Origin of the sequence: Vibrio sp. D431a, from assembly GCF_030248655.1 — a bacterium.
GTDB lineage: Bacteria > Pseudomonadota > Gammaproteobacteria > Enterobacterales > Vibrionaceae > Vibrio > Vibrio alginolyticus.
The window spans coordinates 105,716-132,124 of the sequence record NZ_JAHGAP010000023.1; the positions used below are offsets into that span (position 1 = coordinate 105,716).

25 protein-coding genes are annotated in these 26,409 nt (G+C 44.3%); 7 read left to right on the forward strand and 18 right to left on the reverse strand.

What is annotated here, in order from left to right:
* Positions 1–149 precede the first annotated feature (149 nt).
* Positions 150–1,592: a pyruvate kinase gene (pyk, locus tag KJB35_RS18920; RefSeq protein ID WP_005372972.1), complete on the forward strand. Its 1,443-nt coding sequence runs from the start codon at positions 150–152 to the stop codon at positions 1,590–1,592.
* A gap of 108 nt (positions 1,593–1,700) precedes the next feature.
* Here the strand turns inward: pyk and KJB35_RS18925 are convergent, their stop codons facing one another.
* The gene (locus KJB35_RS18925) at positions 1,701–2,852 is read right to left on the reverse strand and encodes a patatin family protein (protein WP_005372971.1); all 1,152 of its coding nucleotides are present in this window, start codon (positions 2,850–2,852) and stop codon (positions 1,701–1,703) included.
* Positions 2,853–2,896: 44 nt separating this feature from the next.
* On the reverse strand, positions 2,897–2,989 hold the full coding sequence (locus KJB35_RS18930) for a YnhF family membrane protein (RefSeq protein WP_005372970.1): 93 nt from the start codon (positions 2,987–2,989) through the stop codon (positions 2,897–2,899).
* A gap of 127 nt (positions 2,990–3,116) precedes the next feature.
* Here KJB35_RS18930 and KJB35_RS18935 point away from each other — a divergent pair, with 127 nt between their 5' ends.
* The 3 genes from KJB35_RS18935 to KJB35_RS18945 all read left to right on the forward strand — a co-directional run bounded on the left by KJB35_RS18935 (position 3,117) and on the right by KJB35_RS18945 (position 5,835).
* A complete protein-coding gene (locus tag KJB35_RS18935; RefSeq protein ID WP_047103413.1) occupies positions 3,117–3,707 on the forward strand; it encodes an outer membrane protein in 591 nt (196 codons plus the stop codon).
* Positions 3,708–4,276: 569 nt separating this feature from the next.
* A complete protein-coding gene (locus KJB35_RS18940; protein ID WP_005372966.1) occupies positions 4,277–5,743 on the forward strand; it encodes a sodium-dependent transporter in 1,467 nt (488 codons plus the stop codon).
* A complete protein-coding gene (locus tag KJB35_RS18945) occupies positions 5,740–5,835 on the forward strand; it encodes a MetS family NSS transporter small subunit (protein ID WP_005372963.1) in 96 nt (31 codons plus the stop codon). Before KJB35_RS18940 ends, KJB35_RS18945 begins: the two co-directional genes overlap by 4 nt.
* Positions 5,836–5,902: 67 nt before the next feature.
* On the opposite strand, the gene KJB35_RS18950 is transcribed toward KJB35_RS18945, so the two are convergent.
* The 15 genes from KJB35_RS18950 to yceD form a co-directional block, all read right to left on the reverse strand.
* Positions 5,903–6,304: a hypothetical protein gene (locus tag KJB35_RS18950; RefSeq protein ID WP_191116261.1), complete on the reverse strand. Its 402-nt coding sequence runs from the start codon at positions 6,302–6,304 to the stop codon at positions 5,903–5,905.
* 212 nt (positions 6,305–6,516) lie between these two features.
* On the reverse strand, positions 6,517–7,947 hold the full coding sequence (gene ptsG, locus KJB35_RS18955; RefSeq protein ID WP_005372959.1) for a PTS glucose transporter subunit IIBC: 1,431 nt from the start codon (positions 7,945–7,947) through the stop codon (positions 6,517–6,519).
* 447 nt (positions 7,948–8,394) lie between these two features.
* Positions 8,395–9,159, reverse strand: a complete 765-nt coding sequence (locus KJB35_RS18960) for a TatD family hydrolase (protein WP_054577648.1) — start codon at positions 9,157–9,159, stop codon at positions 8,395–8,397.
* Positions 9,150–10,112, reverse strand: coding sequence for a DNA polymerase III subunit delta' (locus tag KJB35_RS18965; RefSeq protein ID WP_054729226.1), 963 nt, complete (start codon positions 10,110–10,112; stop codon positions 9,150–9,152). The genes KJB35_RS18960 and KJB35_RS18965 overlap by 10 nt, the downstream gene beginning before the upstream one ends.
* 24 nt (positions 10,113–10,136) lie before the next feature.
* A complete protein-coding gene (gene tmk, locus KJB35_RS18970; RefSeq protein ID WP_005387350.1) occupies positions 10,137–10,769 on the reverse strand; it encodes a dTMP kinase in 633 nt (210 codons plus the stop codon).
* Positions 10,766–11,782, reverse strand: coding sequence for an endolytic transglycosylase MltG (mltG, locus tag KJB35_RS18975; RefSeq protein ID WP_005372950.1), 1,017 nt, complete (start codon positions 11,780–11,782; stop codon positions 10,766–10,768). The genes tmk and mltG overlap by 4 nt, the downstream gene beginning before the upstream one ends.
* Positions 11,779–12,594, reverse strand: coding sequence for an aminodeoxychorismate lyase (gene pabC / locus KJB35_RS18980; protein WP_005372949.1), 816 nt, complete (start codon positions 12,592–12,594; stop codon positions 11,779–11,781). The genes mltG and pabC overlap by 4 nt, the downstream gene beginning before the upstream one ends.
* 107 nt (positions 12,595–12,701) lie before the next feature.
* The gene (fabF, locus tag KJB35_RS18985) at positions 12,702–13,952 is read right to left on the reverse strand and encodes a beta-ketoacyl-ACP synthase II (protein WP_005372948.1); all 1,251 of its coding nucleotides are present in this window, start codon (positions 13,950–13,952) and stop codon (positions 12,702–12,704) included.
* A 93-nt stretch (positions 13,953–14,045) separates the two neighbouring features.
* On the reverse strand, positions 14,046–14,279 hold the full coding sequence (gene acpP, locus KJB35_RS18990; RefSeq protein ID WP_004406112.1) for an acyl carrier protein: 234 nt from the start codon (positions 14,277–14,279) through the stop codon (positions 14,046–14,048).
* Between the two features lie 246 nt (positions 14,280–14,525).
* Positions 14,526–15,260 (reverse strand): 3-oxoacyl-ACP reductase FabG, encoded by a 735-nt coding sequence (gene fabG / locus KJB35_RS18995; protein ID WP_031781117.1) that lies wholly within the window; start codon positions 15,258–15,260, stop codon positions 14,526–14,528.
* Between the two features lie 45 nt (positions 15,261–15,305).
* On the reverse strand, positions 15,306–16,229 hold the full coding sequence (gene fabD, locus KJB35_RS19000; protein WP_005387313.1) for an ACP S-malonyltransferase: 924 nt from the start codon (positions 16,227–16,229) through the stop codon (positions 15,306–15,308).
* Between the two features lie 75 nt (positions 16,230–16,304).
* The gene (locus tag KJB35_RS19005; protein WP_017821385.1) at positions 16,305–17,255 is read right to left on the reverse strand and encodes a beta-ketoacyl-ACP synthase III; all 951 of its coding nucleotides are present in this window, start codon (positions 17,253–17,255) and stop codon (positions 16,305–16,307) included.
* A 5-nt stretch (positions 17,256–17,260) separates the two neighbouring features.
* Complete coding sequence (gene plsX, locus KJB35_RS19010; RefSeq protein ID WP_017633846.1) at positions 17,261–18,286, reverse strand: phosphate acyltransferase PlsX; 1,026 nt, start codon at positions 18,284–18,286, stop codon at positions 17,261–17,263.
* A 10-nt stretch (positions 18,287–18,296) separates the two neighbouring features.
* Positions 18,297–18,467 (reverse strand): 50S ribosomal protein L32, encoded by a 171-nt coding sequence (gene rpmF, locus KJB35_RS19015; protein WP_005396978.1) that lies wholly within the window; start codon positions 18,465–18,467, stop codon positions 18,297–18,299.
* A gap of 59 nt (positions 18,468–18,526) precedes the next feature.
* Positions 18,527–19,051 (reverse strand): 23S rRNA accumulation protein YceD, encoded by a 525-nt coding sequence (yceD, locus tag KJB35_RS19020; RefSeq protein ID WP_005387307.1) that lies wholly within the window; start codon positions 19,049–19,051, stop codon positions 18,527–18,529.
* 149 nt (positions 19,052–19,200) lie between these two features.
* Between yceD and KJB35_RS19025 the strand changes: the two genes are divergently transcribed.
* Positions 19,201–19,782 carry a nucleoside triphosphate pyrophosphatase gene (locus tag KJB35_RS19025; RefSeq protein WP_017821384.1) on the forward strand — a complete coding sequence of 194 codons (582 nt, stop codon included), beginning with the start codon at positions 19,201–19,203 and terminating at the stop codon, positions 19,780–19,782.
* A 58-nt stretch (positions 19,783–19,840) separates the two neighbouring features.
* Here the strand turns inward: KJB35_RS19025 and rluC are convergent, their stop codons facing one another.
* Positions 19,841–20,785, reverse strand: a complete 945-nt coding sequence (rluC, locus tag KJB35_RS19030) for a 23S rRNA pseudouridine(955/2504/2580) synthase RluC (RefSeq protein ID WP_021033985.1) — start codon at positions 20,783–20,785, stop codon at positions 19,841–19,843.
* Positions 20,786–21,424: 639 nt separating this feature from the next.
* Here rluC and rne point away from each other — a divergent pair.
* Entirely contained in the window at positions 21,425–24,499 is a 3,075-nt protein-coding gene (gene rne / locus KJB35_RS19035) for a ribonuclease E (RefSeq protein ID WP_042523100.1), read from the forward strand.
* Between the two features lie 332 nt (positions 24,500–24,831).
* On the forward strand, positions 24,832–26,391 hold the full coding sequence (locus KJB35_RS19040) for a SulP family inorganic anion transporter (RefSeq protein ID WP_149192472.1): 1,560 nt from the start codon (positions 24,832–24,834) through the stop codon (positions 26,389–26,391).
* Positions 26,392–26,409 lie beyond the last annotated feature (18 nt).

Consider the following 26,409-nt stretch of genomic DNA (forward strand, 5'->3'; position numbering starts at 1 on the left):
GGGGTTACTCTTAATGTAAACATTCTGTGCATATACTTATATTCAAGTAGCTTTAAGGTGTGGGCTAAGCGAGGCTAACCTTGAGAGCGATTGCGTAAAGTAAGGATAGAGTTCAAGTTACCTGTACACACACATTCATCGGAGAATCTATGACTTCCAAATTAAGACGAACAAAAATTGTCACTACGCTGGGTCCTTCAACGGATAAGGACAATATACTTGAGGAGATCATCAAAGCCGGTGCAAACGTTGTCCGTATGAATTTTTCACATGGAACCAGTGAAGACCACATTCAACGTGCGAACAAAGTCCGTACCATTGCAGCAAGACTTGGGCGTCAGGTTGCAATTCTTGGTGACTTACAAGGCCCTAAAATCCGTGTATCAACGTTTAAAGACGGCCAAGTCATTTTGAATGTGGGCGATAAATTCACATTAGATAGTGATTTACCAAAAGGTGAAGGCAATCAAGAATCTGTAGGGTTAGATTATAAAGAACTACCGCAAGATGTTTCACCAAATGACATTTTATTACTCGATGATGGACGCGTTCAGCTGCAAGTTACCAAAGTAGAGGGTAATAAAGTTCATACCCGTGTGATTGTCGGTGGTCCACTGTCCAACAATAAAGGGATCAACAAAAAAGGCGGCGGATTGTCAGCCGATGCGCTCACAGAGAAAGATAAAGCCGACATTCTTACCGCCGCAGCAATTCAAGTAGACTACCTTGCTATTTCATTCCCGCGTAACGGCGAAGACATGCATTACGCTCGACGCTTAGCCAGAGATGCAGGCCTTGAAGCCATGTTAGTGGCTAAAGTCGAACGAGCAGAAACCGTCGCGACCAATGAGTCTATTGACGACATTATTCTCGCATCCGATGTGGTGATGGTTGCACGTGGTGACCTTGGTGTAGAAATCGGTGACCCTGAGCTCATAGGTGTCCAGAAAAAACTGATTCGCCGCGCACGCAGTTTAAACCGTATCGTGATTACTGCGACACAAATGATGGAGTCCATGATTACTAGCCCAATGCCAACGCGTGCTGAAGTGATGGATGTGGCCAATGCGGTTCTAGACGGCACTGACGCGGTGATGCTTTCTGGAGAGACCGCTGCAGGTAAATATCCTGTAGAAACGGTCAAATCCATGGCCGAAGTATGTGTGGGGGCAGAAAAAATGTCGGAGGCAAGTCTATCAACCTATCGCTTAGATAGAACCTTCGAAACCGCTGAAGAAACCATCGCAATGGCAACCATGTACTCTGCGAATCACATGGAAGGAATTAAAGCGATGATCTCGTTAACTGAGTCCGGCAGGACTGCGTTGATGATGTCTCGCTTAAGCTCTGGCTTGCCAATATTTGCCTTATCACGGAATGAATCGACACTCAATCGAGCAGCATTATACCGAGGCGTGACACCTGTATATTTCGAGTCAAAAAGTGATGCGGGTTTACCAACGGCTCAAGCAGCGATTACTAGCCTTAAAGAGCAAGGGTTCTTGCACAAAGGTGATTTAGTCATTATTACTCAAGGCGATGTAATGGATGTTGTTGGCTCAACCAACTGCATGCGCATTCTACAAGCGTAGTCGTTATACCTAACTGGAATTAACCACAAGAACCCGCAAATAAGGCTCCGAAAATGGAGCCTTATTTATATGCTTTGTATATTGCGCACATCGTGAACGTAAGAAGGTTTATGCACTCTCTCTACCATCAATTTCAACATCCAGCTGGTCATAGAGTTGAACTAGGTTAAACCCAGCTTGAAGCCCAAGTTGATAGTCATGCTCTAGTGACTCTTGGTCACTTAACAAAGAAGAAGAACGAAGTCCCTCTTTAGGCGCAACTTGTAAAATAAAAGTGTCGTCAGGTGGAGCAGATATAAAGGCCTGCGTGAGCTCAAATGTTTGATAATGAATCATCAGCATGTCGGCTAAACCTGAGTCAAAATTCTCACCAATCAGGTGGCTTAAACGATACAAGTTATCGGCACCGAACAACCAACGGCCTCCATTTAACAGCATTTTCCCTGCAAGCTTCGATTGATGTGCTGCATTAATTTTTTGTTGGAAGAACGACGCCCAATCCAGCTTCCACTGATTCACTTTTTGCTGCCATGATTGCTGTACTGAGTTGATAGACTCCCGATACCATTCGACAGGCACATCCCCCACCTCACTTTGGGCTCTCGCTTCAATCTCTGAAAACGGCTCTGTGCGAATGACAATAATGTTGCGAGCATTCTGACGCCACGCTTCTTGAACAGGGATAGAGGCAGACACGCCGCCATCAACAAACTTATTGCCATTTACGTCGACAGGTCCGTGGTACAACTTGGGAATCGCACATGTCGCTAGCATAGTGTTAAACCACGAGTCATCCAAGATTGGTAGATATTGATCTGATAGCGTCTCTATATTCGTTACCGCAGCAAACGCTCCTCGTTTTCCCAATGCACTACGACCTAAATCAAGGTCAAGCTTGTATGGGAAATCTTGAATCCGTTCTAATGCCCACTCTAAACCTAAGTACTGCTGCTTTCGGATATAGCGAAACAGATTAAAAAATTCAGGAGACGTTGTCAGCTCGGTAATAAAAGCTTTGCCCATGCCATGTTGACGACACAAGTAAGAACATAAGTTAAGTGCTCCGGCAGAGGTGCCATAGAATTCATCGAAAGGATCGAAGTTGGAAAGTAAAAAGGCGTCTAAAACGCCAGCGGTAAAAATCCCTCTCTGCCCTCCACCTTGCGTGACTAAAGCAGTTTTACCATGCCTAAAGTGCTCATAAACTTTTACATCAAGCTCTGCATGGCTTTCTGTGATTATACCGCTGTTACGTATCATAGGCTCACGCCATTTTGTTAAAACGTTTGGTAAAAGTGGTTATCTTAAGCTGTTGTAATAGCAATGATGCCAAATGACAAAAGCACTGCAAAAACAGTCACCACAATGATTAATGCGGATTTTAGATCGTGTTCCATAAACACCTCCTTAATATGTAACAAATTAATAACACCGGTGTGAAATATGTTCAAGATTTGCTTAATTTAGTCGCGCAATTTTGACTAACCCATCACAATTAGCTTAGTCATAATAAGGAGATAGGGCATGAACCAAAAACTCAGCTGGCTAGTAGGAATCATGATGATGAGTACTGCTATCAATGCACAAGCGAATATCATCGTTACACCATACATAGGCTATACAGGAGGCGGCCAAGTAGAGGATGAAAGTGGTAATACATACGATCTCGACCCCGCAGTGAACTACGCTCTTTCAGTCGAGACTCCCTTAGAAAAAGGAAGGATCGGATTGTTTTACTCCAATCAATCGACGGAACTTGAAAAGCTGTCCAACTCAGCAGATATCCATTATCTGCACTTCCAAAGCAGCATGTACTATCCTGTCGCAGAAAATTGGCAAACCTATATCGGTGTAGGTTTGGGCGCTTCTTATGCCGATGTGGATTGGGTAGACAAAAAATACGGATTTTCGGCTAGCGCTTTTGCAGGGCTGGAATATGAATTTTCAAAGAACTTTGCATTAACAGCCCAACTGAGATGGTTAGGAACGGTCGTTGATAACGATACATCTGGCGCCTGCAATCTACCTAATGACGGCTCAAACTGTATCATTAAGTTCGATACTGATTGGATGAACCAATTCCAATCAAATGTCGGTTTTAGTTTCCGCTTCTAATTTTTATGCATGTTCCTTTGTAGGACTCGTCACAAAGAACGCTGAACGAGTCCTGCACAGAGCCGATAAAGGATATCGTCTAAACACCATTGTTTGGCAAAGTAACGAAGCATCATCTAGATAGGTGCACAAAAGATAGCCGTACGCCCTAATTAATCAAAATAGTCTTAAACACCAAAGCAATTATTAGATCCCAGTCATTTATTCCAGACAAACAACCACCTACCCACACAAAACCACAATCAAACTCAAATTTAACAAGATTAAAACCAGACAACGTATCTGAATTAACATTTAGATTCTATTGCGCTAAGTATTATTAGAAGTTAGTCTGATCAGTGAAAACAGATAAATATTTCAGTTTTATCAAACACACATCAAAATTTTAAGATTAATAATCTACTTTCTCTTACAGTAGACAGAATATAGCTCTATAAAATTATAATAAGTTAGAATTAAGGATAGAAAAGCTGATGGATAACAGCGGTCCTTTCTTCCAACTGTTTGCGCAATTATTACTGTGTTACGTAGAGAGCTTCATTCCTCAGGGAGTCTTATAGGAGTCAAATATGAAGCGAGAACAATGGGGATCCCGGGCGGGATTCATCTTAGCAGCAGTTGGGTCTGCTATCGGTTTGGGAAACATTTGGCGTTTCCCATACATGGCCTATGAAAACGGTGGCGGCGCATTTTTTATTCCTTACATTTTTGCCATGATCACTGCCGGTATTCCATTTATGATCCTTGAGTTCAGTATGGGACAAAAATACCGAGGCTCGGCACCAAAAACACTTGCGAAAATTCATTCTAAATTTGAATGGCTTGGCTGGTTCCAAGTTGGTGTGGCTGCAGTTATTGCCGTTTACTATGTGGCTGTTATCGGTTGGTCGATTTCTTACTTTGGGTTGTCGTTCACTCAAGGTTGGGGAACCGATACCAACGCATTTTTCTTTAGTGAATACCTAAAGCTAGGTGACAACTCACCAACAGACTTAGGCAGTATTCAATGGAAGATTGCTTTATCCATGGTGATTGCTTGGGCAATTACTTACACCGCTATTGCCAAAGGCGTGAAATCAGGAATTGAACGAGCATCTAAAATTATGATGCCAATCCTATTCTTGATGGTGATTTTCTTAATCGGACGTATGATTTTCTTGCCAGGAGCTCTAGATGGCGTGAACTACATGTTCGAACCCGATTTCAGCAAAATTTGGGATGTGAAAGTATGGGCAGCGGCATATGGTCAGATCTTCTTTACGCTAAGTATCGGCTTCGCCATCATGCTAGCTTACTCTAGCTACCTACCAGAAAAGTCGGACATAACGAATAACGCGTTTATGACTGTGTTGATCAACTGTGGCTTCTCGATCCTAGCCGGCATCATGATCTTCTCAGTATTGGGTTACATGGCTCAAGAGCAAGGTAAGCCGTTAACAGAGGTGGTATCTGCAGGCGTTGGCTTGGCTTTTGTTACTTTACCTGCGGCAATTAACCTACTACCTGCCCCATATATTCTTGGTCCACTGTTCTTCTTTGCACTGGTGGTTGCGGGTCTAAGTTCGCATATTTCAATTATGGAAGCCGTAACTTCAGCCATTATCGACAAGCTGAAGTGGAGCCGTAAAAAAGCTGCAAATGTTGTGATTGGTATTGGCTTCGTTGTCTCTATGGCGTTTGCTACCAATGGCGGTCTGCTGCTACTCGATCTAGTAGACCACTTTGCAAACAACGTTGGCATCATGGTTGGTGGTCTGGTTGAGATTGTCTTGATGGCGTGGCTATTGAAGCGCGTGCCAGAAGTACGTAATTACGTTAACGAGCGCTCTGATTTCTCTGTTGGTCAATGGTTCGAGATCTGCTTACGCTTCGTTACACCAATCATGCTCGCCATTATCTTAGCGACCAAGCTATACGCCCTAATTACTGAAGGCTACGGTGGCTATGATCTAACTTTAGGCTGGGCACTTATCGCCGCACTCTTTATCTTTGGTCTAGTGATCAACGCAGTGAACCGCAAGGAGACAGCAAAATGACAATCAGCGCAATTATTATGATGGTTATTGGTTTAGGTATCACTTGGGGCGGCGCTGCCGTTTGCATCAAGCGAGCCATGGATAAACAATAGAACGTTAAGTTCCACATAAAAACGCCGGTAGTTACCGGCGTTTTTTTATACATACATTAGTTCAATTCTAGAAACTGTACTTGATGCCAACGGCGCCGCCAAGTTGCAAGTCAGCACCTTTGTAAAGATCTAGCTCTGGGTGTATTTGACCATAAAGGTCCCAGCCGCGTGATAAATCCCAGTTCACACCAAGTGGTACTCTCACACCAAACTCGTCATCCCATTCATACCAGCCACCAACGCCGACATACCAAGTCACAGGCATGTTTTGATCGAATGTTCCACGCTTAGCGATGTAATCAAACGCCATACCATCGTTTCCGATAATGCCACGATATTTGTTATCTAACTCTACAACAACACTTAATTGTTGATCGACAGCCATACCAACTGATAGATCCGTTGGCTCGCTTGCCGCCATTGCCGTACTAGAAACTAGTCCCAAAACTAAAGTGAATTTGTTCTTCATACACGTTATCAATTATTCAAAAAAACATTATTCGCTATTCAAACATAATGGCATATCAATATGTCAACGATGGGTAAGCTCGATGTATGAAAAAGCTGACAAAAGTAAAGATGAGTTTAGGATCACACTAAAAAGGAACTGTCAGTTAATAAAATAGGAACTAAAAAAGGAGGCCGAAGCCTCCTTTTATGCATTACTATGAATGACTGCGATTAACCGTGGTTACGAATCCACTCATCCATTTCAGTTTTTAGGTTATCAGACTTAGTACCGAAGATAGCCTGTACACCACCAGCTACAACTACAACACCAGCAGCGCCTAGTTGTTTTAGCTTGTCTTGGTCAACAGCTGCTGTATCTGCAACTGCTACACGTAGACGTGTGATACATGCATCTAGACCAGTAATGTTAGCTTTACCGCCAAACGCTGCAACCAGTTCACCGCCCATATCAGAGCCAGAAGTTACAGCTGCACTTTCCGTTTCATCTTCACGGCCAGGTGTTTTTAGGTCAAGCGCTGTGATTACACCACGGAACACTACGTAGTAAATTACTGCGTAAACTAGACCAACGGCAATCATTAGCACCATCTTCTGAGCGTTACCAGATAGAACTAGGAAGTCGATCAGACCGTGAGAGAAAGAAGTACCGTGTACAAAGCCTAGAGTGTTCGAAACGATGTATGCAGAACCAGCTAGTAGAGCGTGGATACCGTATAGTAGTGGAGCAACGAATAGGAATGAGAATTCGATTGGCTCAGTAATACCAGTTAGGAATGAAGTCAGTGCAGCTGACGCCATGATACCCATTACTTTTGCACGGTTTTCTGGTTTAGCACAATGAGCAATTGCGATTGCTGCAGCTGGTAGACCGAACATCTTGAACATGTAACCACCCGCTAGCTGACCGAAGCCATTACCAGCAGCACGAGATGCTTCATCAGCAACTAGGTAACAAGTTAGTACACCATTTTGAGCTTCACCGGCAGCGTTAACACAAGAACCTGCTTCGAAGAAGAACGGTACGTTCCAGACGTGGTGTAGACCGAATGGGATTAGAGAGCGCTCAACAACACCGTAGATACCGAATGCTAGCTGTGGGTTTTGGTGTGCAGCCCAATCAGAGAATGCAGAAATTGCACCGCCAATTGGTGGCCAGATAACAGAAAGGATAACACCTAGGATGATCGCAGCAAAACCAGTGATGATTGGCACTGCGCGCTTACCAGCGAAGAAGCCAAGGTACTCTGGAAGTTGGATTTTGAAGAAACGGTTGAATGCCCAAGCAGCCACACCACCGACAAGGATACCACCTAGTACACCTGTATCGATTTTCTCAACACCCATAACGCCCGCCATTACACCTAGCGTTGCCGTCATGATGCCGTAACCAACGATAGCTGCAAGACCTGCAACACCGTCGTTGTTAGTGAAGCCTAGCGCTACACCTACTGCAAATAGAAGTGCCATTTGGCCGAATACTGAACCACCAGCTTGTTCCATAAGATTAGAAACGATCTCTGGAATAAAGCTTAGATGGGCAGCACCCACACCTAATAAAATACCTGCAACTGGTAAAACTGATACTGGAAGCATCAGAGCCTTACCAACTTTTTGCAGGTTAGCAAAAAGGTTCTTAAACATGTTTATGCTCCTGATAAATTTATAAGTATTATTTGGGCACTAACGGCACACCCCCGTAGCCTAAAGGTTAGCACCCAATGAAAATGTAACCACAACTGCATTATATTTTCCGGCTCTAAATATATATTGATGACCCTCAAACTTTCCACACAGTTACGAAATTTAGTTTCAAAACAAGTCTTGGATCACACCCAAAAACAGCCGATGAAAAGGTTTGCATTGCACTTATATTACTGTTTTATAAAGAATTAATTATTTATATAATTAATTTTAAGGCGTAAATAAAATACGCCTCAATGTTATTTTTAGTAACAAAATTACATTTGTGATTTTTGAATGTTATTAAATCAACATTTTTAGTAAACATTAAACTCGTGAGCGTATCTGTTGTTTTTATCAACAAAAAAGGAGCCTAAGCTCCTTTTTTATGCTCTTATTATTTTTTCATCACAAAAAAAGATTTCGGAAGTTTTCGGTGGTTTTTTGTGCCACTTCAGAAAGAGAGCACGATTTGAGTTGCGCAATATAAGAAGCGACTTCGACAACGTAAGCGGGTTGATTCTCTTTGCCACGATGAGGGACAGGAGCCAAGTAAGGAGAATCTGTCTCAATAAGAAGCTTCTCTAAAGGTAGAGTCTTCACCACTTCTTTTAACTCTGTAGCTTGACGGAAAGTAACAATCCCCGAGATAGAAATATAAAACCCCAGCTCCAGTGCAGCTTCAGCAAATGGAAGATCTTCTGTAAAACAGTGGATAACACCACCACATTTCTCTGCCCCACCCTTACGCAAAATATCTAGAGTATCCGCACGTGCGTTTCTGGTATGGATAATTAAAGGTTTGTTGAGCTCCACTGCAAGATCAACGTGTTGCTCAAAGCGCTCTTTCTGTAACGCGGCCGTTTCGGGCTTGTAATGATAATCTAAACCCGTTTCGCCAATAGCGACGACTTTTGCATTCGACGCATGGTGGCGCAATACGTCCATCGAAAAGTCGCTTTCAACATCAAGTGGGTGCACACCGCACGAAGCATAAACATTGTCATAAGGCTCGATCATTTCCATCATTTTCGGGAAAGAATCCAGCGTTACTCCAACAGAAAGTAGTTCAGTTACGTTTGCTTGTTTAGCTTTGTTAATAACGTCTTCCACATTGATGTGGAGATCGTCGTAATTCAATTTGTCTAAATGACAATGAGAATCTACGAACATAATGCCTCTCGTGATTCAATTAACCAATTCATTGATAGTAGCTCAAGGTTCAGGCCAGGAAAGGCTTGCACCTGAGCTTTCAGGTTCATCAGCGCCTTCGCTGATGAGTACAAACCGTTATAGTTGTCCGGTTGAAACTTTGTCGCGCCCGGAAGCATTTGAGCTTCTGATACACCAAACTGCGCTTTCTGAGCATCTGTCAGTAAATACCATGCCCAGTCTAGTGATTGCTCTGAGTGTTTAGCGATTAAAGAAGCACACTCAGAAACGTCTGAAACAGGCGAAGACATTGCCTTAATAAAACTGCGTTCAAAAGCCAAGTAAGCTTCGAGCTCACCATTATTTAACGCATCCAATGTTTTTATTGGAGAGCCCATATTCAGTTTTAAGGCATAAGCAGGAACTTGCTTCGCCCCTTGTTCGTGCATCCATTGCATCGCTTGTTCCGCTGACGGAGGCGCAACAACCCAGTGTTGGCAACGGCTACGAATCGTTGGGAGCAGACGCTCCTGATTGTGGGTAACGAGCAAAAACAAGCACTTTGCCCCAGGCTCTTCTAGCGTCTTTAACAGCGCATTCGATGCCGACTCGTTCATAGAGTCCGCCGGTTCTATTACAAATAGGCGGTAACCATTAAGCTGAGATGATTCCTGAGCAAGACGGTTACAAGCGCGAATTTGGTCCACCGTTATCGCCTTTCCTTCTTTCTCTGGCTTGATCCAGTGTAAATCAGGGTGGTTTTGAGATTGATTTAGCTGGCAGCTATGACAAAAACCGCATGCTTCACTCGCGTAATTTTGGCAAAGAAGTGCTTGGCTAAAAAACTCGATAAGTTTTTCGATGCCCAAGCCCTGCTCGCTTTGTAATAAAAGCGCACCTGGTATTCTGTCCGACTCTAACCCTACTTTGAGGTTATCCCATATTGGCTGTAGCCATGGATAATCATTTAACATGAGTCACCTAAATTTACGTTTCACTTATTGACGAGCTAGCCACTCGTTTAGAGCGTCCCGAATATCACGCGACACGCCTTCAATCGTCTGTTCTGCGTTAATGATAACGATGGAAGGATCGGCATGAGCAATCTCCAAATAACGCTCACGTGTACGCTCGAAGAAACTAATATCCATCTTCTCTATACGATCTAACTCACCACGCCCACGCGCACGCTCAAGCCCAACACGAGGGTCAATATCCATATAGAGAGTGAGAGCAGGTTTAAAATCACCAAGCGTTGTATCCCGGAGATTTTTCATTAACGATGCGTCAATCTGACGGCCACCACCTTGATAAGCTTGCGACGACATATCGTGTCGGTCACCAACCACCCACTGACCGTTTTCCAAAGCTGGTTTGATCACGTTCTCAACCAACTGAACACGTGCAGCGTACAGAAGAAGCAACTCCGTCATGTCCTTAAGTTCTTCGCCTTCGTGCTCTTCTTTCACCAGAGCGCGCATTTTTTCTGCTAGCGGTGTGCCTCCTGGCTCACGGGTATTTACGATATCCTCAATACCGGCCGCTTTTAGCGTATCTAAAACGGTTTTAATCGCAGTGCTTTTACCCGCGCCTTCTAGGCCTTCAACGACAATAAAGTTTGCTTTCATCATTTGTTCTTTCTTAGTTCTCTTAAATAGGCACGAACAGCACGGTTGTGCTCAGCAAGGGATTTCGAAAATACATGTCCGCCCTTTCCACTTGCTACAAAATATAAATAGTTGCTGCTTTCTGGATTCAAAGCCGCTTCAATGGAAGCTTCACCAGCCATCGCAATCGGTGTTGGTGGCAAACCATTGATGGTATAGGTGTTATATGGTGTCGGCGTACGCAAATCTTTCTTACGAATGTTGCCATCGTAGGCGTCACCCATACCATAAATAACTGTCGGATCAGTTTGTAACCGCATGCGTTTGTTCAATCGGTTGATAAACACAGAAGCGACGCGCTCACGCTCAGAATCAATAGCCGTCTCTTTCTCGATGATAGACGCGAGAATCAAGGCTTCATATTTATCCTGTAATGGCAGCTTTTCTTGACGAGCTTCCCAGCTAGCGTCCAGTATTTTATTGAGTTTTCGATGCGCTCGTTTTAATAACTGGCTTTCACTCGCACCCGCTGTGTAATGGTAGGTTTCTGCTAAAAACAACCCTTCTAGCTTTTCTCTCTCAATTCCGAGCTTCGCAGCCATTTCTTTTTCTGAAAGATCGGTTAAATCATGCTTTAAATAAGGAGCACTTTTTAGTTGATCTACCCATTCAGAAAAGCGGCTGCCTTCAACAAAAGTGATCGCAAACTGGTATTCTTTTCCAGTATTCAGATGCTCCAATGTTTGCGAAAGTGACATACCAGGCTCAAGTTGGTAAGTACCCGCTCGCACTTGCAACAATTCTGGATATAAGTGAGGAATTAAACGGATGTACTCCGATGTTTCAATCACCTCATCTTCAACTAAGGCGCGCATGACATGATGAAAGCTTGTACCACTTTCTACAGTAAACAGCTGAGGTTGTTCCAATAGAATAGGCTTTTCAACGTATTGTTTAGCCTGTGAAATTATATAAAAAACAGCTGCTGCGCCTATCACTGCGATCAGCACAACAAAAGCCAACAGTTTTTTAATCACGTAGTTAAATTCCCTTGCAGTCGTTGAGTCAATTTTCCTATCGGAAATATAGTCTTAGAGTTCGATGTCACTATGCTGCGAATAGGTGCGACACCTAATATTGAGTTACACATGAAAGCCTCGTCAGCACTCAGCAAATCTGGAAGTATAAAACGCCCCTCGATGACTTCAATATGACTTACTTTAAGTAACTCAAGCACCTTACGACGCATTACGCCCGTAACGCCTGATAAGGTCAGCTCCGGCGTAAATACTTTATTACCTTTAACCCAAAAAAGGTTGGCCATTGTAGTTTCAATGACATGGTTTTGCACATTTAACGTTATTGCATCTGCAAACTCTGTATTGTCGATTTCAGCCTTGGCGAGAATCTGCTCTAAACGGTTGTTGTGCTTATGTCCCGCAAGTAAAGGTTGAATCCCTAGACGAGTATTACAAACGCCCAAGTCCACACCTTGTTCTTGCCAAGATGAATAATGAGAAGGAAACGCAAAATTGGAAATCGTCACGATAGGGCCTTTAATCCCATTAGGGCTATACCCTCGCCCGCCAATACCGCGGCTAACGTGAATCTTCACCCCCGCTCGTGCGTCAGATAAAACCGCTTTGCTTGCCCAATCATGCACAACTTTCCAGTCAGGTGAAGAGATCTTCAAAGCGTCAAGGCAAGCACTCATGCGCTCAGTATGTTCTTGCCAGTAAACCAACTCTCCATTTTGGGTCAGGATGGTGGTAAAGCCTCCATCACCGTATTGGAATGAGCGATCGCCTAGCTCTACATGCGTTTGCGGAACTCCATTTACCCAAAACATTCACGTACCTTCAAATTAGCAGACAACAAATAAAACAAAACGGCTCAATGCTAAGCATCGAGCCGTTAGAATACAAGTTTCGCTTATCTAAATTAGGTTAGATAGTGTTACTCAGCGAACTTCTTGAAGATCAAAGAACCGTTTGTACCACCAAAGCCAAACGAGTTACAGATAGCGTACTCCATACCTTCAACTTTGCGCGCTGTATGCGGCACAAGGTCGATGTCTAGACCTTCTTCTGGATCATCAAGGTTAATGGTTGGCGGAACAATTTGGTCAACCAAAGACATAACCGTGATAATTGCTTCAACAGAGCCTGCAGCACCTAATAGGTGACCCGTCATAGACTTAGTTGAAGACACAAGAACTTGCTTCGCACCTTCTTCACCAAGAGCACGTTTCACGCCCTTGATTTCTGCAACATCACCAGCAGGAGTAGAAGTACCGTGAGCATTCACATAACCTACTTGAGTACCTGTGATGTTAGCGTCACGCATCGCCGCTTCCATCGCAAGTGCACCACCAGAGCCGTCTTCGCTTGGAGATGTCATGTGGTAAGCATCACCAGACATACCAAAACCAACCAGTTCTGCGTAAATCTTCGCGCCACGTGCTTTTGCGTGTTCGTACTCTTCAAGCACCATCATGCCAGCACCATCACCTAGAACAAAACCATCACGGCCTTTATCCCATGGGCGAGACGCTTTTTGAGGCTCTTCATTACGAGTAGATAGTGCTTTAGCTGCACCGAAGCCAGCCATGCCAAGAGGCGTAGAAGCTTTTTCTGCACCACCAGCAACCATCGCATCTGCATCGCCGTAGGCAATCATACGTGCTGCATGGCCGATATTATGCAGGCCAGTAGTACATGCGGTAGAAATCGCGATATTTGGACCACGAAGACCACGCATGATAGATAGGTTACCTGCAACCATGTTTACAATGGTCGAAGGAACAAAAAATGGGCTAACTTTGCGAGGGCCTTTGTCTACTAATGCAGTATGGCCAGTTTCGATAAGGTCAAGACCGCCAATGCCTGAGCCGATAGCAACACCAACTCGAGCCGCATTTTCTTCGGTAATTTGTAAGCCAGAGTTATCAAGAGCTTGAATACCCGCTGCAATGCCGTACTGGATGAAAAGGTCCATCTTACGAGCATCTTTTTTAGACATGTACTCTGTGCAATCGAAATCTTTAACAAGACCTGCAAAACGAGTTGAGAAGTTCGTAGTATCAAAGTGCTCGATATTTACGATACCACTTTGACCTTCTAGCAGGGCTTTCCAAGATGATTCTACTGTGTTGCCTACCGGTGACAACATACCCATGCCAGTGACAACTACACGACGCTTGGACACGATATAATTCTCCGGGAATTGAATATTTCTATGAGAGGATAGAAGAAGTTAGAAAGAACACAGGCGGTCTAGGAGACCGCCTGGGAAAGCTAATTACTGAGCGCTGTTTACGTAGTCGATTGCAGCTTGAACAGTAGTGATCTTCTCAGCTTCTTCGTCAGGAATCTCAGTGTCGAATTCCTCTTCTAGAGCCATAACTAGTTCTACAGTGTCTAGAGAATCAGCACCTAGATCGTCAACGAAAGAAGCTTCGTTTTTAACTTCTGCTTCGTCTACACCTAGCTGTTCAACAATGATTTTCTTTACGCGTTCTTCGATGTTGCTCATTTTTCTTTTCCTTTACAGATTTCGCCTAATGCGATGATTCCGTAGTTTATTCGAACTATTGAAAGTTGCAAGGGGGTCCTTGCTGGTCAAACCACAAAATTAGCGAATTTAACCGAATTTCAATACATTTTTGACTTAAATCATGCACAAATCTTGCGCATAAGCATGACAAGTTCATGACAGTTAACTGCAACTATAGGCTATTTTTCACAATGTAAAATAGCTTATTTTGCATAAACTGTCGCATTAAACCATGTACATGCCACCATTTACATGCAAAGTTTCACCAGTAATGTACGCTGCTTCAGGAGAAGCAAGGAAAACTACTGCTGATGCAATTTCACGTGGGTCACCTAAACGACCTGCTGGCACGTTCGACAAAGTTGCCGCACGTTGGTCATCATTTAGTGCCTTAGTCATGTCAGTTTCGATGAAACCAGGAGCAACAGTGTTCACTGTTACACCACGAGACGCAACTTCACGAGCCATTGATTTAGTAAAACCAATCACGCCCGCTTTCGCTGCTGCGTAGTTAGTTTGACCTGCGTTACCCATGGTACCAACAACAGAGCCTACGTTGATGATACGACCCGCACGTTTTTTCATCATGCCGCGTAAAACCGCTTTAGACATGCGGTAGATTGGCGTTAGGTTGGTATCGATGATGTCGTTCCACTCATCATCTTTCATGCGCATCAATAGGTTGTCACGAGTAATACCAGCGTTATTCACCAGAATATCGATCACACCAAATTCTTCGTTGATCGTTTTTAATGTCGCTTCGATAGACTCGACATCAGTCACGTTAAGCGCTAAGCCTTTACCGTTATCACCAAGATACTCGCTGATAGCAGCCGCACCACTTTCAGAAGTAGCAGTACCGATAACCGTAGCACCTCGCTCGACAAGAAGTTCCGCGATCGCGCGGCCAATACCACGGCTTGCGCCGGTAACTAGCGCGATCTTACCTTCTAGATTCATCATGTTGTGTTTCCTTTTCTTATCGCAAATTTATCGCTTGATGGATTACTTCGCAGCGTCTAGCGATGCGATATCATTCACTGCTGCTGCAGTTAGCGTTTTCACGATACGTTTTGTTAGACCTGTTAAAACTTTACCAGGACCAAGCTCAAGAAGATTTTCTACGCCTTGTTCGTGCATCAGTTCAACTGTTTCAGTCCAACGAACTGGGCTATGTAGCTGACGAACAAGCGCATCTTTGATTTTTGCAGGATCTGTCTCAGCAACCACATCAACGTTGTTGATAACTGGCAGCTGTGGTGAGTTAAATTCGATAGACTCAAGAGCTACAGCAAGTTTTTCCGCTGCTGGCTTCATAAGTGCACAGTGTGAAGGTACTGAAACAGGAAGAGGAAGCGCACGCTTCGCACCGGCTTCTTTACATAGCGCACCAGCTCGCTCTACTGCGTCTTTGCTACCAGCGATAACGACTTGACCAGGCGAGTTAAAGTTTACTGGAGAGACCACTTCGCCTTGCGCTGCGTCTTCACACGCTTTTGCAATCGCATCATCAGCCAAACCGATAATCGCGTACATTGCGCCAGTACCAGCTGGTACTGCTTCTTGCATAAGTTGACCACGTAATTCAACCAGCTTGATGGCTTCTTTAAAGTCAATAACACCCGCACATACAAGTGCTGAGTACTCACCTAGGCTGTGACCGGCTAGGTTTGCTGGTTGCTCTAAGCCAAGTTCCTGCCATACACGCCAGATTGCAACAGATGAAGCTAGCAAAGCTGGTTGAGTACGGAAAGTCTCGTTTAAATCTTCTGCAGGTCCATTTTGAACAAGCGCCCATAGATCGTAACCTAGTGCGTCAGATGCTTCTGCAAATGTTTGTTTTACTACGTCATATTGTTCGCCTAGTTCTGCAAGCATACCTACAGCTTGAGAACCTTGACCTGGAAATACGATAGCAAACTTGCTCATGTTGTTTTCCTTTAAGCAAAGTAAAAAGAAATAAGATGCACCAAGTGCACCTTAAATTTTGAATTCTTGTGAAACTTAGAACTTCACAAGGGCCGAGCCCCAAGTGAATCCGCCGCCAAACGCTTCAAGAAGCAGAGTTTGACCGCGTTTAATACGACCATCACGTACCGCTTCATCTAGTGCTGTTGGCACAGTTGCAGCTGATGTGTTGCCGTGTTTATCAAGTGTAATCACGACTTGGTCTAGTGACATCGAAAGTTTCTTCGCTGTTGCTGAAATAATGCGGTAGTTCGCTTGGTGCGGCACTAGCCAGTCTAGTTCAGACTTATGCATGTTGTTGGCTTCAAGCGTATCTTTTACTAGTTTCGATAGCTGAGTTACAGCGACTTTGAATACTTCGTTCCCAGCCATATGAAGCCATTTATCCGCATCTTGCCCCCGCACAGGTACAGGTAGGCTTAGAAGCTCTCCGAATTGACCATCCGAGTATATGTGGGTAGAGATAATGCCAGGCTCTTGGCTAGCGCCTACGACAACGGCTCCGGCACCATCACCAAATAGGATGATGGTTGAACGGTCTGTCGGATCACACGTTTTAGACAAAGCATCTGAACCAATCACAAGTACGTTTTTGCACATACCAGATTTGATATGTTGGTCTGCAACAGATAATGCGTACACAAAACCAGAACAAGCAGCGGCTAAGTCAAAAGCTGGACAACCTTTAATGCCAAGCTTTGCCTGCACCTGACACGCAGATGAAGGGAAAGTATGGCTACTGCTCGTTGTGGCTACGATAATCAGGTCGATATCGTTTTTATCAATACCCGCCATATCGATAGCGTTTTCAGCTGCGTAGAATGCCATGTCTGCTACAGTTTCGTTTTCTGCAGCAATTCGACGCTCTTTAATACCCGTGCGAGCAACGATCCACTCATCACTTGTATCTACCATTTTCTCTAGATCTGCGTTTGTACGCACCTGAGATGGCAGGTAGCTGCCAGTACCTAAAATTTTGCTATACATGAAGACTAATAATGCCTCTCGAGTAAAACCGCTTCCAAACGATCGCTAATACGGCTTGGTACTTGTCGTTTGACCTCGTGTACTGCCTCGCCAAGTGCATTGACAATCGCAGATACATCCGCACTTCCATGGCTTTTTATGACAATGCCGCGCAATCCTAGCAAACTTGCGCCGTTATACTGGTCGGGGTTCAGTGTTTTTAGTTCATTAAACAGCCTAGAAAACAACTTTCTAGCTATCCAACCCTTTATCGTTGATGCCATTATGCTGGTTTTAATTTTTTCGATAAAAAGTTGAGCTGTTCCCTCACTGGCTTTTAAGCATACGTTGCCGACAAATCCATCACAAACAATGACGTCAGCAACATCATGCAAAATTTGATTACCTTCAATATAACCGACAAAGTTAATCGCATCGGTCTGAGAAAGCATTTCTGCGCAACGTTTGACTAAATCGTTACCTTTAATCTCTTCTGCGCCAATATTGAGTACAGCAACGCGAGGAGGACGACCCAAGTGTTCTTCAGCTAATGCACTGCCCATTACAGCAAATTGGAACAAGCTATCAGCATCGCACGATACATTCGCCCCCAGATCCAGCATCCAAGTACGCTTTCCGGTAATCGTCGGTAAAGCGGAAACTAAAGCAGGACGTTCAATGCCAGGAAGTAACTTAAGAATGAAACGCGATAGTGCCATTAATGCACCGGTGTTGCCACCACTAACACAAGCATCCGCTTTCTGCTCAGAAACCAAATCGATAGCCATACGCATAGAACTATTTTGGCTATTACGTAACGCCAATGAAGGTTTTTCTGAGTTCGAGATAACTTTCTCGCTGTGAAGAATAGTCAAGCGGGAACTGGTCGAGGTACCGAGTTGAGATAATTGAGACGTGATCAGAGATTGATCACCAATAAGAATCACTTTTAGCTCTGGGAAATGAGACAGTGCCTGCACGGCGGCAGGCACTGTTACGCGTGGACCGAAATCCCCGCCCATTGCATCAAGTGCAACGGTAATACTTTGCAAAGGTTCAACCTTACTTGTTGATAACCTTTTGACCACGGTAGTAACCTTCAGCAGTTACGTTGTGGCGTAGGTGAGTTTCACCAGAAGTCGCGTCTACAGATAGAGCAGCTGTAGTTAGCGCATCGTGTGAACGACGCATACCGCGCTTAGAACGAGTTTTACGGTTTTTCTGTACGGCCATTGACCCTACTCCTATACTATTGGGTTAAAAACCTGAAGAAGAATCGGCTACCACACCTATTACTTTTTCAGACTTTTCAAAACGTCGAATGGATTCGGTTTTTCTTCCTCAATTTCTTCAGGAATCTCACCAAAAACCATGTTATTTGAATCAACGCTACAATCCGCTTCATCGTGCATCGCAATTTGAGGTAATGCTAAGATGAACTCGTCTTCAACAAGTTGTATGAGGTCTAATTCACCATATTCATTTAGATCTACCAAATCATAAATTTCTGGTGCTTCCTGTTCTGTTTTCTCACCGTAGTAAGGAGTAGAAAGGAATTCAACTTCGCACTCATGTGCGAATACCTCATTACAACGCTGACACTCTAAATCGACTTCGATGTTAGCTTTACCAGAGATAACAACGAGTCGCTGTTCATCCATCCCAAATGACAATGAGACTTCTGCGTCGCGTTTTACGCCTTCAGTTGTTTCCACTAAGCGCTTGAAAAGACTAGCTTGGATGATGCCATCGTAATCCAATCGTTTCTGTGCAGCTTTAGCTGGGTCAACCGTTCGCGGTATTTTTACCTTTTGCATAGGGCGCGAATATTATCTTCCAAATCAAAATTAGTCAAAGAAAAAGGCAAAAAAGTTGTACTTTTTTACGCTTAACATACAGAGCATTAGCCAGAATCATTTTTGATCGATTATCCTATTGGAAATGCTCCCACGAATTGTAATTCAAAATGAAAAATTACCAACTGGTTTTAGCCTCAACTTCCCCTTTTCGTAAACAACTGCTTGAAAAGCTCTCACTACCATTCGTTTGTTTACCACCTGATTGCGATGAAACACCTTTTGACCAAGAAACGCCAACTGAACTTGTGCAGAGACTGGCCCAAGAGAAAGCAATATCTTGCCAGACGGATAAAGCAAGTTTAGTTATCGGCAGTGACCAAGTTTGTGTCATTAATGGTGAAATCGTTGGCAAGCCTTTAAATAGAGATAACGCGATAAATCAACTTTTGGCTCAAAGTGGAAAAGTCATCACTTTCTATACTGGTCTTGCGGTACATAACACCGTGACAAACCATACAGAAGTCGGCTTTGATTCTTTCGAGGTGCACTTTAGAGATTTAACGCTTGAACAAATCGAACGCTACGTCGACAGGGAAGAACCTTTTTACTGCGCAGGCAGCTTTAAAAGCGAAGGCATGGGAATTTGCTTGTTTACGAAATTAGTCGGTAAAGACCCGAACACACTTGTCGGACTACCATTGATTGATTTGATTGATATGTTGAATGTTCAAGGACTCGATGTCCTTTAACCCAAATACGATAAAAGGGAGCCACGGGCTCCCTTTTGCATCCGCGAGGAAAACATGGTTACGCGTTTCTTAAACCCGCCAACACTTTTTCTAGTTTCGGTTCCATCGGTGCGTTGATTTCCATCCACTCATCATTTGATGGGTGTTGGAACTTGATGTTTGCCGCGTGTAGGAACAAACGATCTAAACCAACTTGACCTGTGTAAGCATCAAAGCGACGATCACCGTAGCGATCATCCCAAGCGATTGGGTGACCAGTGTATTGCGTATGAACTCGTATTTGGTGAGTTCGACCAGTAATCGGACTCGCCTGAATCAATGTAGCTTGTTCGAACTTTTCCAAAATCTTAAAACGCGTTTCTGACGGCTTACCATTAGGGTTAACACGAACAATACTGTTCACTTCGTTTTTGAGCAGTGGCGCGTTCACAACCTTACAACTGCTTTTCCATTGCCCCATGACAAGAGCTAAGTAAAACTTCTTTACTGTCTTTTCACGAAACTGGGCTTGCAAGTGACGAAGTGCAGAACGCTTTTTAGCAACCAGCAAAATCCCTGAAGTATCACGGTCAATACGATGCACAAGTTCAAGAAAGCGAGCTTGAGGACGCAGAGCCCTAAGCGCTTCAATCGCACCAAACTTTAAACCACTGCCACCATGCACAGCGGTGCCAGATGGTTTGTTTAGAATCAACATATGGTCATCTTCGAAGATAATCATATTTTCCAACTCAGCGACTTTGTTAAGTTTCGTACTTGGTGCGACATCGTCATCTTTTTTCTCGACGGTCACCGGTGGAATACGAACGAGATCGCCTGCTTTTAACTTGTACTCTGCTTTTATACGCTTTTTATTTACGCGCACTTCGCCCTTACGCACAATTCGGTAAATCATGCTTTTAGGAATGTCTTTTAATTGGTTGCGCAAAAAATTATCAATGCGCTGACCCGCCATATCTTCGTCGATGTCGACGAACTGGACTTTTGTTCTTATTTCGTTCATGGGCGGTATTGTAAACTCAATTTCGTGCGACTTCACATTATTCTTGTCGTAAAAGAAACACTCGGTGGCACATACTGGTCTAAATTTCGCCAAGCTTTTGTTTAAATTATTAAAACTCTCAATCAAGTTCTCAATTTGTTTTCTGTCTTGAACAGTTTGCACATCTCAATTGCTTATGAAACAGCCAGTTATAAAATAGAAATTTTGAGTTTAGCGGCAAATTTTCTATCGTTTGCGTGAAAGCAGATTGCTGATAGCCACGCGCACTGCTATAGTTCACAGCTGCTAAGGAAGGTTTGGTTACATTTTATTCATTACCAATCATTTATCCTCAAGCAATGTGAGTAGATCGTTGAAGGTCGAGTGCAGCATTGGCGTGAGACACATCGAATTCAACACTCTTGCCACCCTACTCCTCGCATATTCACGTTGAGTACCTACCGCCCAAATAGCGGGTCACAAGTCTACGTTTCCAACAGAAACCACAAGAGGCTTGTGATGACTGAAGTGCCCGAGAGCATCCCCTTCCAGCCGGGAGGCTGCAAAATACAAGCCATGGGATCAGGCACCGTGAAAGAGCGAAAAAACAGTGGCAAGTCGACAAGAAAGATATAAAAGAAAAGACAACGAGAATTTTCAATGAAAAGAATGTTAATTAACGCAACTCAAAAAGAAGAGTTGCGTGTCGCTCTGGTTGATGGCCAGCGACTTTTCGATCTTGATATCGAGAGTCCAGGTCATGAATCTAAAAAAGCGAATATCTACAAAGGACGTATCACACGTATCGAACCAAGCTTAGAAGCCGCATTTGTTGATTACGGCGCCGAGCGTCACGGTTTCCTCCCTCTCAAAGAAATTGCCCGCGAATATTTCCCTGAAGGTTACACCTACCAAGGTCGTCCAAGCATCAAAGAAGTGCTAACGGAAGGCCAAGAAGTTATCGTTCAAGTGGAAAAAGAAGAACGTGGAAGCAAGGGCGCAGCTCTTACTACTTTCATTTCTCTTGCTGGTAGTTACCTTGTTCTGATGCCTAACAACCCTCGTGCTGGCGGTATTTCTCGTCGAATCGAAGGTGACGAGCGTACTCAACTAAAAGCCGCATTAAGTACTTTGGAACTGCCTCAGGGCATGGGCCTAATCGTACGTACTGCTGGCGTTGGCAAGAGTGCTGAAGAGCTTGAGTGGGATTTGAATGTACTACTTAACCACTGGGGTGCAATCAAAGGTGCAGCGGACTCTAACCCTGCTCCATTCTTAATCCACCAAGAAAGTAACGTTATCGTTCGTGCAATCCGTGACTATTTGCGTCGTGATATTGGCGAAATCTTAATTGATAGCAACACCATCTACGAACGTGCAAAAGAGCACATTCAATTGGTGCGCCCTGATTTCCTTAACCGCGTTAAGAAATATGAAGGCGAAGTTCCACTATTCAGCCACTACCAAATCGAAAGCCAAATTGAATCGGCTTTCCAACGTGAAGTGCGTCTGCCATCTGGTGGTTCTATTGTTATTGACCCGACTGAAGCACTAACGTCTATCGATATCAACTCTGCTCGTGCAACCAAGGGCGGCGATATTGAAGAAACAGCTCTAAACACGAACCTAGAAGCAGCCGACGAAATTGCTCGCCAATTACGTCTACGTGACTTGGGTGGCTTAGTGGTTATCGACTTTATCGATATGACCCCAGTTCGTCACCAACGAGAAGTAGAAAACCGTCTACGTGAAGCCGTTCGTCTTGATCGCGCTCGTGTACAAATCGGTCGTATTTCTCGCTTTGGTTTGTTGGAGATGTCACGCCAGCGCTTGAGCCCTTCTCTTGCAGAAGCAAGCCATCACATCTGTCCTCGCTGTAGCGGAACTGGTGTCGTTCGCGACAACGAATCTCTAGCACTTTCTGTACTTCGTTTAATTGAAGAGGAAGCGCTAAAAGACAACACAGCACAAGTACTTGCAGTCGTACCTGTGCCAATCGCCTCTTACTTATTGAACGAAAAACGTCGTTCAGTAAACCATATCGAACGCATTCAAGAAGTGAAAATTACGGTTGTTCCTAACTCTGATATGGAAACACCGCACTTTGAAGTTATCCGTGTTCGTGAAGGCGAAGAGTTCGATCTGATTTCTTACTTACTTCCTAAGAAACTGGAAGCAATGAAAGAAGCAGAAGGTAAAGAGCCAGCGGAAGTTGACGTAAAACCAAAACGAATTGAAGAGCCAGTTCTTAAAGGCTTTGCTGCTCCGTCTCAAACCGCACCTGCACCAGCAGCTAAACCAGCTCCTGAGGCGAAGAAGAAAGAACAAAACGTTGAACAAGAAGAGAAACCTGGATTGTTCAGCCGTCTGTTTAAAGCACTTGGTAGCTTCCTATTCGGTGGTTCTGAAGAAACAAAAGAAGAACAGAAACCTCAGGAAGAGAAAAAACCAAATCGCGATAATCGACGTAACAAACGTGATCGCAACGATCGTCGTCGCAATAACAACCAGCGTGATAATCGTGATAACCGCGACAATCGCGATAACCGACGTCGTCGTAAGCCTCGTGATGAGCAGGCTAATGAGCAAAACGAAGCTCAACAACAAACAAATAAACCGCAAAACCGTAACCAAAAGCGTAAACCTAAAGCTCAACAGGCAGATAAAGCCCAAGAGCAGAAAGCAAACGCAAAAGTAGCGGAAAAAGGTCTGCAGCTAGCAGCGGAAGCTCGTACTGAAACAAAACCAGAAGAGAGCAAACCGAAGCAGCAAAATGCGAAAGCAGAAAAAGTGAAAGAGCGCCGCCAACGTCGCAAATTGAACAAGTCTGTACGCGTTAAGGACCAAGAAGCTATTGAGAAGAAAGCCGAAGAAACAGCGGTTAAGACTCAAGAAACGGTTGAAGCTAAAGTTGAAAAGCCAACAGAAGCAGCGGTAGAGGCACAGCAAGACAACAAGCAAGCAGAGTCTAAGCAACGTCGTAATCGTCGTTCGCCACGTCACCTGCGTGCAAGCGGCCAGCGTCGTCGCCGTGGCCGTGATCGCCGCCCTAACCCGTTCCGCCTACGTAAGGGAGGTGTCGCTTCTCCTGAAATGGCTATGGGTAAAGTAATGCCACGTTACATTCCGAAACCAGCACCTAAGAAGGAAGAGCGAGTTAAGGAAGAAGCTGTAGCAGCAGTACCTACAATCCAAGGTGGCTTTGCGTGTCCAGAAATGGCAATGGGTAAAGTGATTATTCGTCGCGAGCAACCTGTCGTAACAGATGCGCCAGTTGTTGAACACAAGGTTCAAGAAACCGTTGAAGCGAAAGTGGAAGCTCCAGTAGTAGAAGCACCTGTTGTTGAAACAGTAATCGCAGAAAAAGCTGAATCGGCAGTAGTAGAAACAGCATCGGTAGAGCCTATCGTTGAAACTCCTGTAACTGAACATGCTGAACCGGTTGATGCCATTGTAGAAACGGCACCTACTGAAGAGCCTATCGTTGAAGCAGCAAAAGAGATTGTAGCCGAAGCGCCAGTAGATAAACCAGAGCCTAAAGTCGAAGCCATTAAAGTTGCTGCTAAGCTAAACGCTAGCGCACCGATGACGAAAGCACCTGGCCCTCAAGAGCTACGCGAAATCACGGTTGCAGCAGCGCCGTTCAAAACCGAACGTTACCAAGCTAAAGGTGCAGGTAGCCAAGTGGCTAAAAACCGTGCATCGGCAGAGATGACAAAGCCTAACTTTAACTAGGCTAAATCATTACGTTCAACTGCTTAACGGCATAAATAAATTAAAGGCTACCATCTGGTAGCCTTTTTTATCTTCATATTTGCCCAATAAATTGTTCATATAAATACCAATTCGTGATCACATTTGTACGCCATTATTCGTATCATTCTTGAACTTAATCACACTTTTCGGTAGCATGCGCCGACTCAAGTTTTCGACACCATTCTGATGCTGCTCTTTTAATACTACGGTTTACACTGCAATGTTTGATTAAAAATCAACCTTCCAGTGGCTTGTGCAAATACGAATATGTGTCGGGTTTAACTCATTGCAAAGAGAACTTAAAAACAAACATGTTCGAATTTCCCCAATTTTCTAAGCACTCCGTAAAAAATGATGTGCTATCAGGCTTAACCGTTGCGCTAGCATTGGTTCCTGAAGCTGTCGCATTTGCGTTCGTCGCAGGCGTAGATCCGATGGTCGGTCTTTACGCTGCATTCATCGTTGGTCTTATTACTTCCATTTTCGGTGGTCGTCCTGGCATGATTTCTGGTGCAACAGGTGCCATGGCAGTCGTAATGGTTTCGCTTGTCGCGACTCACGGTGTCCAGTACCTATTCGCAGCCATCATGCTCGCTGGTATTCTTCAAGTTGCCGCTGGTATGTTTAAATTGGGTAAGTTCATCCGTATCGTACCTCACCCTGTGATGATCGGTTTTGTGAACGGTCTGGCTATTGTTATCTTCCTAGCTCAGTTGGGTCAGTTTAAAGCGCCAGACATCAACGGCATGCTTACTTGGCTACCACAAGACCAGATGCTGCTAATGCTTGGTTTGGTTGCGCTGACTATGGCAATCATTCACTTTCTACCAAAAATCACAACAGCTGTACCCTCTTCACTTGTTGCGATCGTAACGGTGACGGCTTTAGTGGTTGGCTTGGATCTGGAAACTCGCACTGTTGTTGACTTCCTGCGTACAATGTCTGGTGATGAAGCTGCAACACTCGCAGGTTCACTACCAACCTTCTCTATTCCTGCGGTACCATTTACACTAGAGACACTACAAATCATTCTTCCATACGCGATCATTCTCGCGGCCATTGGTCTAATTGAATCTCTACTAACACTGACAGTTTTAGATGAGATGACGAATACTCGTGGTCAATCTAACCGCGAATGTATCGGTCAAGGTATGGCAAACATGACGTGTTCTGTGTTTGGCGCAATGGGTGGTTGTGCGATGATTGGTCAGTCGATGATCAACGTAAACTCAGGTGGTCGCGGCCGTCTATCTGGTATCGTTGCGGCTATCGCTCTATTGATGTTTATCTTATTCGCTTCTTCGCTAATTGAAATGATCCCACTCGCTGCTCTGGTTGGTGTGATGTTCATGGTTGTCATTGGTACATTCGAATGGGCAACATTTAAGCTAGCACGCCGCGTACCGAAGCAAGACTTCTTCGTTATTGTTCTTGTGACCGTTGTTACTGTTCTTACTGACCTTGCTGTTGCCGTAGCGGTTGGTGTTATCGTTTCTGCATTAATGTTTGCATGGCAACACGCTAAGCACATCTATGCCGACACGTGCTTAAACGAGGAAGGTTCAAAAGAGTACAAGATTCACGGCCCTATTTTCTTTGGCTCTGCGGCTAACTTCCTGGAGTTGTTTAACGCGCCTGAAGATCCAAAAGATGTGATTGTCGATTTTGCAGACTCTCGCGTGACAGATCACTCTGCAATTGAAGCCATTGAAACACTGGCTGAGCGTTACAATGCTCAAGGTAAAACGCTGCACCTTCGTCACCTAAGCCCAGATTGTCGTAAACTTTTGGACAAAGCTGGCAGCTTGGTTGAAATTAACGTGAAGGAAGACCCAAGCTACAAAGTCGCAACCGACATACTAGCGGGTTAACACGAGTAAATTACCACC

What these genes read in the sequence shown, in the direction of transcription:
- pyk (WP_005372972.1), top strand. Translation starts at nt 150, where the DNA reads ATGACTTCCAAATTAAGACGAACAAAAATTGTCACTACGCTGGGTCCT.
- KJB35_RS18925 (WP_005372971.1), bottom strand. Translation starts at nt 2,852, where the DNA reads ATGATACGTAACAGCGGTATAATCACAGAAAGCCATGCAGAGCTTGAT.
- KJB35_RS18930 (WP_005372970.1), bottom strand. Translation starts at nt 2,989, where the DNA reads ATGGAACACGATCTAAAATCCGCATTAATCATTGTGGTGACTGTTTTT.
- KJB35_RS18935 (WP_047103413.1), top strand. Translation starts at nt 3,117, where the DNA reads ATGAACCAAAAACTCAGCTGGCTAGTAGGAATCATGATGATGAGTACT.
- KJB35_RS18940 (WP_005372966.1), top strand. Translation starts at nt 4,277, where the DNA reads ATGAAGCGAGAACAATGGGGATCCCGGGCGGGATTCATCTTAGCAGCA.
- KJB35_RS18945 (WP_005372963.1), top strand. Translation starts at nt 5,740, where the DNA reads ATGACAATCAGCGCAATTATTATGATGGTTATTGGTTTAGGTATCACT.
- KJB35_RS18950 (WP_191116261.1), bottom strand. Translation starts at nt 6,304, where the DNA reads ATGAAGAACAAATTCACTTTAGTTTTGGGACTAGTTTCTAGTACGGCA.
- ptsG (WP_005372959.1), bottom strand. Translation starts at nt 7,947, where the DNA reads ATGTTTAAGAACCTTTTTGCTAACCTGCAAAAAGTTGGTAAGGCTCTG.
- KJB35_RS18960 (WP_054577648.1), bottom strand. Translation starts at nt 9,159, where the DNA reads ATGTTCGTAGATTCTCATTGTCATTTAGACAAATTGAATTACGACGAT.
- KJB35_RS18965 (WP_054729226.1), bottom strand. Translation starts at nt 10,112, where the DNA reads ATGTTAAATGATTATCCATGGCTACAGCCAATATGGGATAACCTCAAA.
- tmk (WP_005387350.1), bottom strand. Translation starts at nt 10,769, where the DNA reads ATGATGAAAGCAAACTTTATTGTCGTTGAAGGCCTAGAAGGCGCGGGT.
- pabC (WP_005372949.1), bottom strand. Translation starts at nt 12,594, where the DNA reads ATGTTTTGGGTAAATGGAGTTCCGCAAACGCATGTAGAGCTAGGCGAT.
- acpP (WP_004406112.1), bottom strand. Translation starts at nt 14,279, where the DNA reads ATGAGCAACATCGAAGAACGCGTAAAGAAAATCATTGTTGAACAGCTA.
- fabG (WP_031781117.1), bottom strand. Translation starts at nt 15,260, where the DNA reads ATGAATCTAGAAGGTAAGATCGCGCTAGTTACCGGCGCAAGCCGTGGT.
- fabD (WP_005387313.1), bottom strand. Translation starts at nt 16,229, where the DNA reads ATGAGCAAGTTTGCTATCGTATTTCCAGGTCAAGGTTCTCAAGCTGTA.
- KJB35_RS19005 (WP_017821385.1), bottom strand. Translation starts at nt 17,255, where the DNA reads ATGTATAGCAAAATTTTAGGTACTGGCAGCTACCTGCCATCTCAGGTG.
- rpmF (WP_005396978.1), bottom strand. Translation starts at nt 18,467, where the DNA reads ATGGCCGTACAGAAAAACCGTAAAACTCGTTCTAAGCGCGGTATGCGT.
- yceD (WP_005387307.1), bottom strand. Translation starts at nt 19,051, where the DNA reads ATGCAAAAGGTAAAAATACCGCGAACGGTTGACCCAGCTAAAGCTGCA.
- KJB35_RS19025 (WP_017821384.1), top strand. Translation starts at nt 19,201, where the DNA reads ATGAAAAATTACCAACTGGTTTTAGCCTCAACTTCCCCTTTTCGTAAA.
- rluC (WP_021033985.1), bottom strand. Translation starts at nt 20,785, where the DNA reads ATGAACGAAATAAGAACAAAAGTCCAGTTCGTCGACATCGACGAAGAT.
- rne (WP_042523100.1), top strand. Translation starts at nt 21,425, where the DNA reads ATGAAAAGAATGTTAATTAACGCAACTCAAAAAGAAGAGTTGCGTGTC.
- KJB35_RS19040 (WP_149192472.1), top strand. Translation starts at nt 24,832, where the DNA reads ATGTTCGAATTTCCCCAATTTTCTAAGCACTCCGTAAAAAATGATGTG.